The following is a 14,698-nucleotide window of genomic DNA, read 5'->3' on the forward strand; positions in this document are numbered from 1 at the left end:
CAGCGTCAATCGCTGCTCGGCGGCTTCATCAGAGAGAACAATTCGTCGACAGTCTTCTGTGCGACGGCACGCACGCGATCGGTGTTGTCCATGCCGGCGATGTTGACTCCCTTCACCACCGCCTTGATCTCGTCGCGGAAGTCGGTGAGGAAGCGCAAGGGGTCGCGCTGCTCGTTGGCGACGCGGGCGATCAATCCCGTGATCAGAATCTGACACGCGATCAGCTTGCCGTTCAATTCGTCCATCCTGCGCTCCCGTTGTGGCGCGCCGATATGAACGATGCCGATTTTCCTGACAACCGAAACACCGCCCGCGCGATTTAGAACCGTTCTCGGAACGCGCACATCCCGACGCTCCTGCCCGGGTGTTGCGCCAGCCTCGTTCCCAACTCGCCGCGGCCACCCACACCGGCTACGGGCATTGCCTCATTCTTGCACGCTGATCGCTCGCGGCGGGAAAATGCAGCACTGCACACCGGCGCGCCAGCGAGTTGCCTAAGCCGTGCAAAGCTTTCCAATTGTTTAGGATTCCCGATCGATAGTGCTGTTTACACTGGAACTTGGCGTGTATTATACAAGCGCCTTGGAACCCAATGATTGCCCCACAATTCGTAAATGAGGGCACAAGAGCCGACACGAGCCGATATGAAAAAAACACGGCCGATCCTCTGGATTCTGATCATCGCGGCCGTGGCCTCCGCGGGTTACTATGGTTGGCAGAAATTCGGCTCGCCGAATGCCGGAAAAACCCAGACGGCACAAAAAGGTCCGCCCCGCGCCCCCGCCGTTCCAGTGAGCGTTGCGCCGGTCCAGAAGGTCGATTTCCCGGTCTACCTGACCGGTCTCGGCACGGTTCAGGGTTTCAACACCGTCCAGGTCCGGCCCCGGGTTGACGGCCAGATCGACCGGATCGCCTTTACCGAAGGCCAGATCGTCAAAGAGGGCGAGCTTCTGGTCTCGATCGATCCCCGTCCCTATCAAGCCGCGCTCGACCAGGCCAAGGCCAAGAAGGCGCAGGACGAGGCAAATCTGGCGAACGCCAATCTCGAGCTCCAGCGCGCCATGAAGCTCGGCGAATTCGCCACCGCGCAGCGGGTTGACACCCAGCGCTCCACTGTCGCCCAGCTAACCGCCCAGATCGCCGCCGACGACGCCGCGATCTCCAATGCCCAGACACAGCTCGACTACACCCAGATCAAGGCGCCGATCACCGGCGTCGCCGGCCTGCGCCAGGTCGACGTCGGCAACATCGTCAACGCCTCGACGCAGACGGGTATCGTCACGATCTCGCAGGTCGAGCCGATCTCGGTGATCTTCACCGCGCCGGAAGATCAGCTCGCCTACATCAGCGAGGGCCAGAAGGCCGGGGCACTCAAGGTGATCGCGTTCACCACCGACGGCAAGAAGACACTGGCCGAGGGCAAGCTCGCCGTCATCAACAACCAGGTCGACACGACCAGCGGGACGATCCGGCTCAAGGCGGTGTTCGACAACAAGGACCACACGCTGTGGCCGGGACAGTCGGTCTCGACGCGGCTTCTGGTGCGGACGCTGAAGGACGCGACGGTGGTCCCGGATGACGCGGTCCAGCATTCGACCAACGGCCTTTACGCCTATACCGTCAACCAGGACAACAAGGCCGAAGTGCACAAGGTCAAGGTCAGCTACGCGATCGACGGACGTTCGGTCGTCGACGAAGGTCTCACGCCGGGGCAGCAGGTGATCACCGGCGGCCAGTTCAAGGTGCAGCCCGGAAGCCTCGTCTCGACGGCGGTGGCGAGTTCGGATCCGGCCCAGAACAAGGTTCGACAGGAATGAACGCGGGCGGGATTTCGGCACCTTTCATCCGTTATCCCATCGGCACCTCGCTGCTGATGGCGGGCATTCTCTTTGTCGGTCTCGTCGCCTATCCCCTGCTCCCGGTCGCGCCGCTGCCGCAGGTGGACTTTCCGACCATCCAGATCACCGCCAACCTGCCGGGCGGCAGCCCCGAAACCATGGCCTCGTCGGTGGCGCAGCCGCTGGAGCGCCAGTTCGCCCAGATCCCCGGCATCGCCCAGATGACCTCGACGAGCTATCTGGGCACCGCGTCGATCACCATCCAGTTCGACCTCAACCGCAGCATCGACGGCGCGGCCAATGACGTGCAGGGCGCCATCAACGCCGCCAGTGGCCAACTGCCGAAGAATCTTCCCTCGCCGCCGACCTATCGCAAGGTCAACCCGGCCGATGCGCCGATCCTGCTGCTGTCGGCGACGTCGGAGACGCTGCCTCTGACCAGCGTCAGTGACGCAGTCGACGCCCAGCTCGCCCAGCAGATCAGCCAGCTCTCCGGCGTCGCGCAGGTGTTCATCGGCGGCCAGCAGAAGCCGTCCATCCGCATTCAGGTCGATCCGGCGAAACTCGTCGCCAAGGGCCTGTCGATGGAGGACGTGCGCAGCCAGATCGCGATCACCACGGTCGACAGCCCCAAGGGCAATATCGACGGCGACAAGCGCGCCTACACGATCTACGCCAACGATCAGCTCACCCAGTCCAAGGACTGGAACGACGTCATCATCGCCTATCGCAACGGCGGTCCGTTGCGGATCCGCGACATCGGCCAGGCGGTCAGCGGCGCCGAAGACGCCAAGCAGGCGGCCTGGGCCAACGGCAAGCGCGGCGTGTTCCTGGTGATATTCAAGCAGCCGGGCGCCAACGTCATCGAGACCGTCGACAAGATCAAGGCGACCTTGCCCCGGCTGGTGGCAGCGATTCCGCCCGCGATCAAGATCGAGCTCATCAGCGACCGCACCACGACCATCCGCGCCGCAGTCGAGGACGTCCAGTTCACACTGCTGCTGACCATCGCCCTCGTGGTCATGGTCATCTTCATCTTCCTGCGCAGCTTCTGGGCGACCGTCATTCCCACCATCACGGTTCCACTGGCGCTATTGGGCGCGTGCGCGCTGATGTGGGTCGTCGGCTATTCACTCGACAATCTGTCGCTGATGGCACTCACGATCGCAGTCGGATTTGTCGTCGACGACGCCATCGTGATGCTCGAGAACATCACCCGCTACATCGAGGAAGGCGAATCGCCGATGGCGGCCGCCTTCAAGGGTTCGAAGGAAATCGGCTTCACGATCGTCTCGATCAGCATCTCGCTGGTCGCGGTGCTGATCCCGCTGCTGCTGATGGGCGGCATCATCGGCCGTCTGTTCCGCGAGTTCGCCGTCGTGCTGGCGATGACCATCTTCGTCTCGATGTTCGTGTCGCTGACGCTGACGCCGATGATGGCCTCGCGCTTCCTGCGCGCCCATGGCGAGGTGACCCACGGCAAGTTCTACCAATGGAGCGAGCGCGCCTTTGACGGGATGCTGCGGGGCTACGAATACATCCTCGATCATGCCCTGGCCTGGCGCCGTACCACGCTCACGATCTTCTTCGCCACGCTTGGCCTGTCGATCTACCTGTTCGTCCTGATCCCGAAGGGCTTCTTCCCGCAGCAGGATGTCGGCCTCATCACGGCGACCTCCGAAGCCTCGCAGGACATCTCGTTCAAGGAGATGGTGAGACGCCAGGAGCAACTGGGCAAGATCATCCTGGCCGATCCCGACGTTGCCAGCGTTGCCATGTCGATCGGCGGCAGCGGCCGCGCCGGCAACAACGGCAACCTGTTCATCACGCTGAAACCTCGCAACCAGCGCGAGGCATCGGCCCAGCAGATCATCGCGCGACTGCGTCCGCAGTTCGACAAGGTCGAGGGCGCCCGCCTCTACATGCAGGCGGCCCAGGACGTCCGGCTCGGCGGCCGGCCGACCCGCACGCAGTTCGAGTTCACCCTGCAGGATGCCGATCTCGGCGAGCTCAACGACTGGGCACCGAAGATCCTCGCCAAGATGCAGACGCTGCCGGAGCTGCGCGACGTCGCGACCGACCAGCAGACGCAGGGCACCACGGTCCAGCTCAAGATCAACCGCGACACCGCCTCACGCTACGGCATCCAGCCGCAGCTGATCGACGACACGCTGTACGACGCCTTCGGACAGCGCCAGGTCACGCAGTATTTCACCCAGCTCAACACCTACAAGGTGATCCTCGAGATCCTGCCGGAGATGCAGGGCAGTCTCGAGAGCCTGAACAAGCTCTATCTGAAATCGCCTTTGACCGGCGACCAGGTGCCGCTGTCGACCTTCGCGACCTGGACCACCGATCCGGTCCGCCCGCTCTCGATCAGCCACCAGGGCCAGTTCCCGGCGATCACCATCAGCTTCAACCTCGCCCAGGGCGTCGCGCTCGGCCAGGCCACCGAAGCCGTGCAGAAGGCGATGGCCGATCTCGGCGCGCCGCCGACGCTGAACTCGAGCTTCCAAGGCACTGCGCAGGCGTTCCAGCAGTCGCTCGGCACCGTGCCGCTGCTGATCCTCGCCGCGCTCGTCGTGGTCTATCTGATCCTCGGCATCCTCTACGAGAGCTACATCCATCCGATCACGATCCTGTCGACCCTGCCCTCGGCCGGCGTCGGTGCGCTCCTGATCCTGATGGCGTCCGGTTTCGACTTCAGCCTCATTGCATTGATCGGAATCATCCTCCTGATCGGCATCGTGAAGAAGAACGGCATCATGATGGTCGACTTCGCCATCGCCGCCGAACGCGACGAGCACAAGACGCCGGCGGAATCGATCCGCCAGGCTGCGCTGCTGCGCTTCCGCCCGATCATGATGACGACGATGGCGGCACTGCTCGGCGGCGTGCCGCTGATGCTCGGCCACGGCACCGGCGCCGAGATCCGCCAGCCGCTCGGCTACGCCATGGTCGGCGGGCTGATCGTCAGCCAGGCGCTGACGCTGTTCACCACCCCGGTGGTCTATCTCTATCTCGACGAGCTCAACAATTGGTTCTCGGGCTGGGGCCGTTCGGATGACGGCGAAGGCCACGAGGCACCCGCGCGCGGCACCGTCAAGCAGGCCGCCGAGTAAGCTTGCGCCGCCGCTCCCGCGACGCTACAGCGAGGCTTCCGGTTCACGCCAACGCAGTCTCGCCATGCCCATGCAATCCAGACTTGTCGCCCTTGCCGCCGGCCTCCTGTTGTCGACCGGTGCCGCGTATGCCCAGCAGAGCGCCAAGAAGAACGCGGCTCCTGCCCCGGCCGCACAGCCCGCGCCGGCGCCGACACAGCCGCAGGCTGACGGCGCGCAGCAGGCCGGCTGGGTCGTGCGCTGCACCAGCGTCAGCCGCGATGCGCCGCTCGAATGCGCGATGGAGCAGAATGCGGTGCTGACCAAGACCGGCCAGACCATCGTCCTGATCAACATCCGCATCGCGCCCGACACCCGCACGCCGGTGGCACTGCTGCAACTGCCGCTCGGCCTCAACCTTCCGATCGGCGCCAAGCTCCAGGTCGACGAGGGCAAGACGGTCGACCTCCAGATCCAGACCTGCGAGAACCGCGGCTGCTACGCCTCGACGCTGATCGCGGCGGACTTGCTCGCAGCCTTGCGGTCGGGCAAGCAGCTGAAGGTCTCCTTCCAGAACATGGCCAAGGAGACGATCGCGATCCCGATGCCGCTGGGCGATTTCGCGGCCGCCTACGACAAGATCAAGTAACGGGACGTTTCGCCCCTACTGCCGCGCCATCTGCGCGTTGCCGACGGCATCACCGTCGAGCTTCTGGTCGTTGTGCATGGTGACGGTGACGCGCAGCAGCCGGCCCTCGAACTCGAACGGCGCTTCGTATTGCGACACCGGGCTGCCGCGGTCGCGGCCGATGTCGAGGCCGGACCACGAGATCAGCGTGTGGAAGCCGAGCTGGGTCTGGAGCGTGCCCGCCGGCTCGCCGTCGATCAGCAGCGTGTATTCGGTAACGCCGGTGCGCGAGCCCTTGGCCGGCGGCTCCTTGCGCAGGGGGCGCTCGACGCGCACACCGAGCCGCCGCGCACCTGACGGCACCTTGCGGTTCGAGTGCACGACCTGGTGGCTGCCGCCGATGTTGAGGTCGTGCACGAGATGGCCGTCCTTGACGTAGAGGCTGTAGCCCGACGTCGCATCGCCGTGCGCGATCAGCACGCCGTTGGCGCCCGCCTCGTCGATCTCGACATGCGCCTCGATCGTGTAGCTGCGGCTGCGCACGTCGGGCGCCACATCGGTCGGCACGTGACCCATGCCGTGGTGGAAGACGAAATGGTGGCGCGCACCGTGGAAGCGCGCGGCGTTCTCCGCAAAGCGCGGCCCGAAACGGTCGTCGAGCGGCAGCACGTTGTGCTTCTCCGCCTCCTCCCACCAAGTCGCGATCATGCGGCCGAGACGCTCCGGCTCCTTGGTGGCGAGATCATTCGTCTCGGAGAAATCCTGATCCAGATGGAACAGCTCCCATCTGTCGTTCTCGAACGGCGTGCCGGGCGGATGGAAGGCGACCGCCTTCCACCCCGCCTGCCAAAGGCCGCGATGGCCGAACATCTCGAAATATTGCGGCGAGCTTTTTGAGGGCGCGGACGCGTCCGTGATCGAGCGCGCAAAGCTCTCGCCTTCGAGCGGCATCTGCCGGCAGCCCGCGATCGTCGGCGGCGCCTCGATGCCGATCAATTCCAGCAGCGTCGGCGTGAGGTCGCAGGCGTGCACGAACTGGTGCCGCAGCTCGCCTTTGCCTGCGATCTTCTCCGGCCAGTTGATGACGAAGGGATCGCGGATGCCGCCGCCATGGGTGTTCTGCTTGTAGCGGCGCAGCGGCGTGTTCGACGCCATCGCCCAGCCATGCGGGAAATTGCTGTGGGTGTCGGGCCCACCGATGTCGTCGATGCGGGCGAGCTTTTCGGCAATGGGCTCCGGCTTGAAGTTGAATGGCCCCATCGCGTTGACGAAGCCGAGCGGCCCGCCTTCCTGGCTCGCGCCATTGTCGGACATCACGATGATGACAGTGTTGTCGCGGATGCCCGCCGTCTCGAGAAACGCAACGAGCCGGGCAAGATGGCGATCGGAATGGTCGAGCATGCCGGCGAAGGCTGCTTGCAGGCGCGTGAAGACGCGGCGCTCGTCCGCGGTATGCTCCTCCCAGGCCTTCACGCCGTCGTTGCGCGCGGGCATCCGCGTTGCCGCCGGCACGAGGCCCATCGCCCTCTGGCGCGCCAGCCGCTGCTCCCGTTCGACGTCCCAGCCGTGCGCGAAGGCCGCGTCGTAGCTCCTGATGATATCGGCGGGCGCCTGATGCGGCGCATGGCAGGCGCCCAGCGCGACCCAGGTGAGCCAGGGAATATCCGGCCGGTCGGCGACGTGATCGCCGATGAAGCGGATAGACTGGTCGATCAGGTCCTCGGTCAGGTGATAGCCGTCGGCATAGGTGCCCGGCGGATCAATGTGCGTGTTGTCCGAGACGAGCTCGGGCGCATACTGGTCGGTCTCGGCATCGAGGAAGCCGTAGAAACGATCAAAACCACGCCCGAGCGGCCAGCCGTCGAACGGGCCCGTGGCGCCGCTCTCGGTCAGCGGGGTGACGTGCCACTTGCCGACCATGTAGTTGCGATAGCCGTGCACCCGCAGCATCTCGGCGAGCGTCCCCGCCTCGCGCGCGATCTTGCCGCGATAGCCGGGATAGCCGGAATCGAAATTGGCAAGGCAGCCGACGCCGACCGAATGGTGGTTGCGCCCGGTGAGCAGCGCCGCACGCGTCGTCGAGCACATCGCCGTGGTGTGGAAACCGCTGTAGCGCAGGCCCTCCGCGGCGAGCCGATCGATGGCCGGCGTCTTGATGGAAGATCCGTAGCAGCCGAAATCGGAAAAGCCGACATCGTCGAACAGCACGACCAGAATGTTCGGCGCGCCCTCTCGCGGCCTCGGTGCCTGCGGCCACCCGGGTTTTGACTCCGCAACCGTCTTGCCGACGGTGCCGCGGAACGGCGTGCCGCTGCCTGCGCTCATCTGCTCCTCCCTGCTTGTTGCGTGAACCGGACGGTTGACCCGCGGTCTGACCACGCTTAAATTATAATCAGAATTATGATTATGATTTGAAACGGATGCAAGCGCGGATGCGAGCACGTTCAGAAGAGCCCGGATTTCGCGATTTCGACCTGCCGGGCGTCGCCCCGTCGCGCCAGAAGCGCAGCCGGGAGACGACGCTGGCGCTGCTGCGCGCCGGCGCCGACATGCTGCGGGCGCGCAGCCTTGCCGAACTCTCGATCGAGGCGCTCTGCGCCGAGGTCGGAGCCACCGTCGGCGCCTTCTACAGCCGCTTCGAGAGCAAGGAGGCCTATTTCAACGCCCTGATGGCGCTGGCCGCGCGCGATGGCGAGCAGCGGCTGGGCGAGATCAGGCGGCCGTCACCCGACACCGGCCTCGACAAGCTCTGCCATGTCATCGTCGGCGGCATCATCGCCTGGATGCGCAACCATGAGGGCGTGCTGCGCGCGGCGCTTCAGCATGACGACACCCGCCCGGACAAATGGACGCCGTTCAAGGCGCTCGCCCAAGCCACCACGATGCGCGCCACCCCTCTCCTGTTGCCAGCCATGGGCAAGGGAATGGGCAAGGGACGCAAGGCCGCCAAGACCCGCACCATCGCCTTCGGCTTCCAGGTCGTGCTGGGCACGCTGGTGAACGCGATCCTCAACGATCCCGGACCGCTGTCGCTTTCGTCGAAAGAGATGGAGAGGCGGCTCGCCGGTTGCCTGTTGCTGCTGCTTCAGGCGGAAATCGATCATCCCACGCCGAGATAAGCGTTCTGCACCTGCAGGTCCTCCGCGAGCGCCGCCGCGGTGCCCGACAGCACGCTTCTGCCGACCTGGAGCACGGACAGCGGACCCGGATTTCGCTTACGCTCCATCCGAGCCACGAGCCTCCCTGCTCGACCTCACTCAACTGATAACATCGCTCGCGCGCAGCAGCGTCGTGAAGCCGCCATAGATCATGCGCTTGCCGTCGAACGGCATGCCGTCCAATTTCAGCCGAGGGTCAGCCATCACCTTCTTGTTGACCGCATCGCGCGTCTCCCGATCCCGATAGACGATCCAGGAGAACACCACGAGCTCATCCTCCTTCGCCATCACCGCGCGCGGAAACGATGTCAGCTCGCCATAGGGAACGTCGTCGCCGATGCATTCGACATAATCGAGCGCGCCGTGCTCCATCCAGACTGCGCAGGCCGTCTTCGCCAGCGCCTTGTAGGCCTCGATCTTGTCCTTCGGCACGGCCAGCACGAAACCATCGACATAGGGCATCACGGATCTCCTTGGGTTGTGTGTCCCAAGGACGATGGAGCGCACCGCGATCCGACGCCGCGGCTGCGCTTTCAGATGAGGCAAACCGTCGCGAGCGGCGGCACGGCGAGCGGGGCTTCGCAAAGGGCGCGGCCGCGGGGCGGGTCAATCATGGCTTGGGAAAAGCGCCTGAACTGGCTGGGGAACCTGGATTCGAACCAAGACAAACAGAGTCAGAGTCTGTTGTGCTACCGTTACACCATTCCCCACCGAAGCTCTTGATATAACAAGACTTTCTTCGGAAGTTTTGCAAACCGCAGCAAAAGTTTTGCAAGTCAGCGGCGCGCTGGCGCTCATATAGCCGCGTCGGCGTTCGCGGTCCAGCCCCTCTGTGACTATCGCGGCTTGTTCGCCTTGCGTTCTCGTCCTATGACTCGGCGCCATGTCCGCCGCCCGCATCATCAAGCCGCCACCGCTTTCCGGCGGCGATCGCAAATACTACGCCCGTGAGATCCGCAAGGCGGAGGTCACCTTCCGCACAACGTCTCGAGGACGCGCGACGACTCACGCAGCCGCGCGATCGGCAGGTCGCGCTCATGCGTAACTTCTGTACGGCAGTCCGTGCCAGCGAAGAAGCGCCGGCCGGATTTGATCGTCCTGCGTCAGGCCGGCGATCCGCAACCCGCCGCACCATCTCGCCGCATCAAGAAGGCCTCAATCTCTAGAGCGTCACCGCCAGCCAGGCGGCGATCAGCGCGCTCTTTCGCGTCGTCAATCGCTACGTCGGCAACCTGGCGGCGATGCCCTCGGCCTTCCAGGACAATCCGGCGCCCGTGGTGCGTGCCGCCGACAACGGCGAGTGCGAGCTTGCCATGATGCGCTGGGCATGCCGTCGCCGCCGAGCATCAAGGGGCCACCCGTCACCAACGAGCGTAACACGACGTCGCCACACTGGCGTCGCTGGTTGAAGCCGGAGAGCCGTTGCCTGGTGCCGGCGAACAGCTTCTCCGAATACGCGCCGGAGCTGAACCTGGAAACGGGCAAGGCAGCGAGTTCGGCACCGGCATCAAATATGCTGTGGAGAACGATTGCCTTGAGTTACATGAGCGCGGGCCGTATGACCGGATACTTGCTGACGCTCCATAAAGCACGATGCCGCCGCGCAGATCAAAATGTTCAGCCTCGATCGAACGAAGAACGATACTTCCACATTGCTGGATCTCCTCCGCGCGCTCGCCGCCCAAATGGTTTGCGTCGGGCACACTTGGAATTTGACTTTCACGTTCTTCGGCGGGGCTACGCAGACGCTAATCCCCGATATCGGCGTTCTTCTGTTTTTCGTGCTGTCCGGCTTCGTCATCGCATTCACGCTCCACGAGCGAACCAAAGCTGATGATTATTCCCTGCTGAACTATGCCGTCGAGCGCTTCGCCCGCATATACTCCGCATACGCGCCGGCGCTGATCTTGATCGCCGTACTGGACTATTCCGCCTGGGCGCTCGGAGTTGAGCGGTTTCGACTCGACAGCGCGGTAAGCTTTTTGAAGAACTTGGTGATGCTGCAGGGTTATCCTGGTAGGTGGGGCGGAGACACATTCGGCTCAGCCGGCCAGCTCAGCACGCTCGCCATCGAATTTCACATCTACTTCTTCGTCGGCGGCCTGTTCTTCTTCTGCAAAGGTCGCGACCAGATCGCTGGCCTCGTGCTGGCAATCGCAACCGCCACCGTTCCACTGTTCCATTTTGCTGAGAGGCCGGACGCGTCCCACGGCCTCTTCGTGCTCTGGTTGCTGGGCTTCGGCGGGTACTTCGTCGCAATCAATATGAGGATCGATCGGCTGGTGACAGTCGCCTGCGCCATACTCTCTATCCCGTTGTTCTGGAAGTGGCGCGGCTCTCATGTGCGCGGCGACGAGTACGCGCTAGCTGCACAACCCTATTTTGCGCTGTTTTTTGTGAGTCTTGCGATCGCAGCGCAGGGCCAAAACTGGCTCCGAAGATTTCAATCAATCGTCGGGTTCTTCGCAGGTTATTCCTATAGCCTGTTCTTAATCCACTTCACGATAGTGAAGATCGTCGTTTGGCACTTGACGTCGCCGCTCTGGGTGAGATTCGTGCTGGCGATCCTCATCTCAAATTTCGTCGCTTGGCTCTTCGCCATGGTCACCGAAGCCCGACACAAACAACTCGCTCGCTGGATACTGCGGAGAATGGCTTCGTTTCGAACCGTAACCGCTCGCCCCTGAAGACGACGGCAATCCGCCAGTAACGCTGTCGGAGGGCTTGGAGGTTAGTGGAGCCAGCTCATTCCCCACTTGGCCCCCTCAATCATCACCGCGATGAGCCGATCATGCGGCTCTTCGGAATGCCAATAATGAAACGACCGGTAGAGAACAAATTACAGGACGGCGCCTGAGGCTATCCCTAAAATTGGCAATTCTCAGTCCCATCGGCTTCGCGGCGCGCTCTAACAGTTTGCCCGAGGGCCGGAAATTGGTTGACTGAACGTCTTGCGTCAATAGAGATCGAGAAATCTCACAATCCAACGTAGCAGCTGAACGGCTGATGAATGCCCCATTCAATAAGCGTTGCATATCATAGGCGTAATCTGCCTATTGGAACCCGTATCCACGCCCTTCGTTGAAGATCAATCAAAAGGAGAGAACAGTGTTTATTCGTGCTGCAATTCTGGCGCTGGCAATCCTAGGATCAGTCTCATCGGCCATGGCTCAGTTTCCAGGCTCGCCGAGTGGCGGGTGTCCGCACGGCTATGATTTCAACTACTCCAATGGGCGCTGTTATCCTAACGAATACAAAGCGCCAGGTACCTATGCCCGACCGCAGCCGGACTATCAAGGCTATAGAGCCTATGGGTACGGATCCTGCCCCGATGGGTACGACTTCAACTATGACAACGGACGCTGCTATCCAAATTGGAGGCGCGCGCCTGGGCGATACCGCTACTGATCTGGCCACAACTCTGACACCGACCATAGGCTTTGGCGTTCAGCTTGGCGCCTGCGATATTCCGGAGGCGCTGCGCGATTTCATCGAAAGCCAGCTGGGCCGCGCGATCGGCGTGCAACTGGCGCTGCCGCTGCGAATCGCCGGCCGTGGCTAAGTGCACGGCCTGTGACGATCTCGGCTGCGTATGCGAGAACCACCCGGACTACCCATGGGACGGCCCGCGCGCATGCGGTTGCGGCGGCGCCGGCGCACCCTGCCCGGCCTGCAACATCCCGGCCGACGGCGACGCGCCGCGAATGCCGGACGGCTTCCGCCTGGAGGTCGATCGCGCTGGTTCTCGCATGCGCGGTACAGCTTGGTCGGCGACACGCGCCAGCCAAGCCTTGGAGTGAACGCCTGCCCCCTACTCCAGCTTGATGTTCGCGGCCTCGATCACCTTCTTCCAGCGCGCCGTTTCTGCGGTGATGTAGGCTGCGAACGGCTCCGAATCCACCGCGACCGCAGCCGCGCCGAGCTCGGCCATCTTCTGCACCGTGTCCGGCTGCTGCATGAAGGCGCGGATCTCGGCCGAGAGCTTTTCGACGATCGGCTTCGGCGTGCCCGCAGGGACGAGGAAGCCGTGCCAGGCGACCGCCTCGAAGCCCGGTAGGAATTCGGCGACTGCCGGGACTTCCGGATCGAACGCGGCGCGCTTCGGCGTTGCTGTCGCAAGCATCGCGAGCTGGCCGGTCTTCACCTGCGGCAGCAGCAGCGGCACGTTGTCGAAGGCGAGATCGATCTGACCGCTGAGGAGATCGGTCAGCATCTGGCTGGAGCCCTTGTAAGGCACGTGCACCATCTTCGTGCCGGTCATCTGCTGAAACAGCTCGCCGGCCAGATGCTGCGAAGTACCGACGCCGGCCGAGCCGAACGAGACCTTGTCCGGATTCGCCTTCAGATAGGCGATTAGCTCCGGCACGGTGCGCGCCTTGATCTTGTTGGGGTTCACGACGAGAACGTTGGGCACGACGCTGATCTGGGCGACCGGCACCAGATCCTTGTCCGGCTGGTAGCTGAGCTTCGGCCCATAGAGCGAGGGGTTGATGGCGAGCGCCGACGTGCTGGCAAGCCCGAGCGTGATGCCGTCAGGCGCCGATTTCGCCAGCCGTGTCACGCCGAGGATCGAGCCGGCGCCGCCGACATTCTCCACCACGAAGGGCTTGCCGAGCTTGACCTGCAAATGGTTGGAGACCATGCGCGCGAAGATGTCAGCGGTGCCGCCGGCGGCGAAGGGAACGATCACCGTCACCTGCTTGGACGGATAGCCGTCCTGCGCCTTCGCCGGCGACGTCGCCAGCAGCATCACTGAGGCAAGAACAAGCCACATCGATCTCATCGAAGTTTCCTCTGTTTTCACTGTGTTATTGATTGGCCGCCGCGCGCGGCGGGTGTTTTAGAACGCGACCTCGTACATCCCGTGGATCGCATCCCGGCCGAGATCGCGCGGGTTGTTGTCGAGCAGGCGGCGAATGGCGTGCGCCTCGTCGGCCATCACCCCGAGGTCGTCCTTGGGCACGCCGAGCGCGGACAGCCGCATCTCGATCCCGAGATCCCTGCAGAACTCGTAAGTCGCGTCGAACGCGCGTTTCGCATCGCCCTGCTCCGGCAGTCCGAGCGCCTGGAGCACTGCGCGCGTCTTCGCCTCGACCGCCGGCATGTTGAAGGCCAGCGTGTGCGGGAAGATCACCGCGCAGGCGAGCCCGTGCGCGACATGATGGCGCGTGCCAAGCGGATAGGCCACCGCATGGCCGGCGGTGGTGTTCACCGGTCCAAGGCAGTAGCCACCATAGAGCGAAGCCAGGGCAAGACCGGCGCGCGCCTCGCGGTCGCCGCCGTCGGCCACCGCGCGCTTGAGATAGCGCCCGACCAGCCGCGCTCCCTCGAGCGCATAGAGATCGATCGTCGGATGCGCCTTGCGGCTGGTATAGGCCTCGACGCAATGCGCGAGCGCATCGACGCCGGTGGCCGCAGTGACCTCCTTCGGCACGGTCATCGTCAAGTCCGGATCGACGATGGCGATGTCGGCGAGCATGAAACGGCTCTGCACGGCCTGCTTGTTCTGGCTGACGGGATCGGTGACGAGCGCACGGGTGCCGGCCTCGCTGCCGGTGCCCGACGTGGTCGGGATCTGCATCAGCGCCACGCTGCGGCCGGCCACCTTCTCTGGCCCGACGATGTCGGCAAAGGCCACGTCGGACGTGCAGAGCACCGCGACCAGCTTGGCGAGATCCATCGCGCTGCCGCCGCCGAAGCCGACCACGAGATCGGGCTTGGCCTCGCGCGCCATCGCCACCGCCTTCTCGAGATTGGGCAGGTCCGGCTCAGGCTTGACGTCGCCGAACACCTTCACCGCACCCGGCAACGCCAGCATGTCGATGCGGCGCGCATTGAACGCATCGGAAATCACGAGCGGCCGCTTGGCGCCGGTCCGCTCGGCGAAGCGCGCCGCGGCCGTGATCGTGCCGTTGCCGAATTCCAGGATGGTGGGACGAAGGATTTCGATGGGCGTGAAGGCGTTGGTCATCG

The 14,698-nt window shown here is 63.9% G+C and carries 12 protein-coding genes, 1 tRNA gene and 1 pseudogene; 7 read left to right on the top strand and 7 right to left on the bottom strand.

Features of this window, described 5'->3' with window-relative positions; genetic code table 11:
- Positions 1-5: 5 nt before the first annotated feature.
- Positions 6-245: a hypothetical protein gene (locus tag EI171_RS28215; protein ID WP_028170951.1), complete on the bottom strand. Its 240-nt coding sequence runs from the start codon at positions 243-245 to the stop codon at positions 6-8.
- Positions 246-644: 399 nt separating this feature from the next.
- On the opposite strand from EI171_RS28215, the gene EI171_RS28220 reads away from it, so the two are divergent.
- The 3 genes from EI171_RS28220 (at position 645) to EI171_RS28230 (ending at position 5,588) form a co-directional block, all read left to right on the top strand.
- A complete protein-coding gene (locus tag EI171_RS28220) occupies positions 645-1,817 on the top strand; it encodes an efflux RND transporter periplasmic adaptor subunit (RefSeq protein ID WP_161535283.1) in 1,173 nt (390 codons plus the stop codon).
- Positions 1,814-4,960 carry a multidrug efflux RND transporter permease subunit gene (locus EI171_RS28225; protein WP_011086679.1) on the top strand — a complete coding sequence of 1,049 codons (3,147 nt, stop codon included), beginning with the start codon at positions 1,814-1,816 and terminating at the stop codon, positions 4,958-4,960. The genes EI171_RS28220 and EI171_RS28225 overlap by 4 nt, the downstream gene beginning before the upstream one ends.
- Before the next feature lie 64 nt (positions 4,961-5,024).
- On the top strand, positions 5,025-5,588 hold the full coding sequence (locus tag EI171_RS28230; RefSeq protein ID WP_161535284.1) for an invasion associated locus B family protein: 564 nt from the start codon (positions 5,025-5,027) through the stop codon (positions 5,586-5,588).
- A 15-nt stretch (positions 5,589-5,603) separates the two neighbouring features.
- Here EI171_RS28230 and EI171_RS28235 read toward each other — a convergent pair whose 3' ends face one another.
- Positions 5,604-7,892 (bottom strand): arylsulfatase, encoded by a 2,289-nt coding sequence (locus tag EI171_RS28235; protein ID WP_161535285.1) that lies wholly within the window; start codon positions 7,890-7,892, stop codon positions 5,604-5,606.
- 107 nt (positions 7,893-7,999) lie between these two features.
- Here EI171_RS28235 and EI171_RS28240 point away from each other — a divergent pair, with 107 nt between their 5' ends.
- Positions 8,000-8,686, top strand: coding sequence for a TetR/AcrR family transcriptional regulator (locus EI171_RS28240; protein ID WP_246740272.1), 687 nt, complete (start codon positions 8,000-8,002; stop codon positions 8,684-8,686).
- Here EI171_RS28240 and EI171_RS46485 read toward each other — a convergent pair.
- From EI171_RS46485 to EI171_RS28255, 3 genes are all read right to left on the bottom strand, one after another.
- Entirely contained in the window at positions 8,668-8,793 is a 126-nt protein-coding gene (locus EI171_RS46485) for a hypothetical protein (protein WP_256380387.1), read from the bottom strand. The two genes, EI171_RS28240 and EI171_RS46485, sit on opposite strands and share 19 nt — an antisense overlap.
- Positions 8,794-8,824: 31 nt before the next feature.
- On the bottom strand, positions 8,825-9,187 hold the full coding sequence (locus EI171_RS28250) for a DUF1428 domain-containing protein (protein ID WP_028170946.1): 363 nt from the start codon (positions 9,185-9,187) through the stop codon (positions 8,825-8,827).
- Between the two features lie 174 nt (positions 9,188-9,361).
- Positions 9,362-9,435, bottom strand: a tRNA-Gln gene (locus EI171_RS28255).
- A gap of 480 nt (positions 9,436-9,915) precedes the next feature.
- Between EI171_RS28255 and EI171_RS45840 the strand changes: the two are divergent.
- The 3 genes and pseudogenes from EI171_RS45840 to EI171_RS28265 form a co-directional block, all read left to right on the top strand.
- Positions 9,916-10,211: pseudogene (locus EI171_RS45840) on the top strand (SOS response-associated peptidase); the annotation flags it as partial.
- A gap of 127 nt (positions 10,212-10,338) precedes the next feature.
- Positions 10,339-11,412 carry an acyltransferase gene (locus EI171_RS28260; protein WP_161535286.1) on the top strand — a complete coding sequence of 358 codons (1,074 nt, stop codon included), beginning with the start codon at positions 10,339-10,341 and terminating at the stop codon, positions 11,410-11,412.
- A 662-nt stretch (positions 11,413-12,074) separates the two neighbouring features.
- Entirely contained in the window at positions 12,075-12,287 is a 213-nt protein-coding gene (locus tag EI171_RS28265) for a hypothetical protein (protein ID WP_060911603.1), read from the top strand.
- A 249-nt stretch (positions 12,288-12,536) separates the two neighbouring features.
- On the opposite strand, the gene EI171_RS28270 is transcribed toward EI171_RS28265, so the two are convergent.
- Positions 12,537-13,508: a tripartite tricarboxylate transporter substrate binding protein gene (locus EI171_RS28270; protein WP_028170943.1), complete on the bottom strand. Its 972-nt coding sequence runs from the start codon at positions 13,506-13,508 to the stop codon at positions 12,537-12,539.
- Positions 13,509-13,565: 57 nt separating this feature from the next.
- Positions 13,566-14,696 (bottom strand): iron-containing alcohol dehydrogenase, encoded by a 1,131-nt coding sequence (locus tag EI171_RS28275; RefSeq protein ID WP_028170942.1) that lies wholly within the window; start codon positions 14,694-14,696, stop codon positions 13,566-13,568.
- Positions 14,697-14,698 lie beyond the last annotated feature (2 nt).

The organism is Bradyrhizobium sp. LCT2, assembly GCF_009931255.1.
In the GTDB taxonomy this organism is placed as follows: domain Bacteria; phylum Pseudomonadota; class Alphaproteobacteria; order Rhizobiales; family Xanthobacteraceae; genus Bradyrhizobium; species Bradyrhizobium diazoefficiens.

Excerpts from the sequence above, each read along its gene's own strand:
- EI171_RS28275 (WP_028170942.1), bottom strand. The coding sequence starts at position 14,696 with ATGACCAACGCCTTCACGCCCATCGAAATCCTTCGTCCCACCATCCTG.
- EI171_RS46485 (WP_256380387.1), bottom strand. The coding sequence starts at position 8,793 with ATGGAGCGTAAGCGAAATCCGGGTCCGCTGTCCGTGCTCCAGGTCGGC.
- EI171_RS28215 (WP_028170951.1), bottom strand. The coding sequence starts at position 245 with ATGGACGAATTGAACGGCAAGCTGATCGCGTGTCAGATTCTGATCACG.
- EI171_RS28230 (WP_161535284.1), top strand. The coding sequence starts at position 5,025 with ATGCCCATGCAATCCAGACTTGTCGCCCTTGCCGCCGGCCTCCTGTTG.
- EI171_RS28250 (WP_028170946.1), bottom strand. The coding sequence starts at position 9,187 with ATGCCCTATGTCGATGGTTTCGTGCTGGCCGTGCCGAAGGACAAGATC.
- EI171_RS28260 (WP_161535286.1), top strand. The coding sequence starts at position 10,339 with ATGTTCAGCCTCGATCGAACGAAGAACGATACTTCCACATTGCTGGAT.
- EI171_RS28265 (WP_060911603.1), top strand. The coding sequence starts at position 12,075 with ATGACAACGGACGCTGCTATCCAAATTGGAGGCGCGCGCCTGGGCGAT.
- EI171_RS28225 (WP_011086679.1), top strand. The coding sequence starts at position 1,814 with ATGAACGCGGGCGGGATTTCGGCACCTTTCATCCGTTATCCCATCGGC.
- EI171_RS28220 (WP_161535283.1), top strand. The coding sequence starts at position 645 with ATGAAAAAAACACGGCCGATCCTCTGGATTCTGATCATCGCGGCCGTG.
- EI171_RS28270 (WP_028170943.1), bottom strand. The coding sequence starts at position 13,508 with ATGAGATCGATGTGGCTTGTTCTTGCCTCAGTGATGCTGCTGGCGACG.
- EI171_RS28235 (WP_161535285.1), bottom strand. The coding sequence starts at position 7,892 with ATGAGCGCAGGCAGCGGCACGCCGTTCCGCGGCACCGTCGGCAAGACG.
- EI171_RS28240 (WP_246740272.1), top strand. The coding sequence starts at position 8,000 with ATGCGAGCACGTTCAGAAGAGCCCGGATTTCGCGATTTCGACCTGCCG.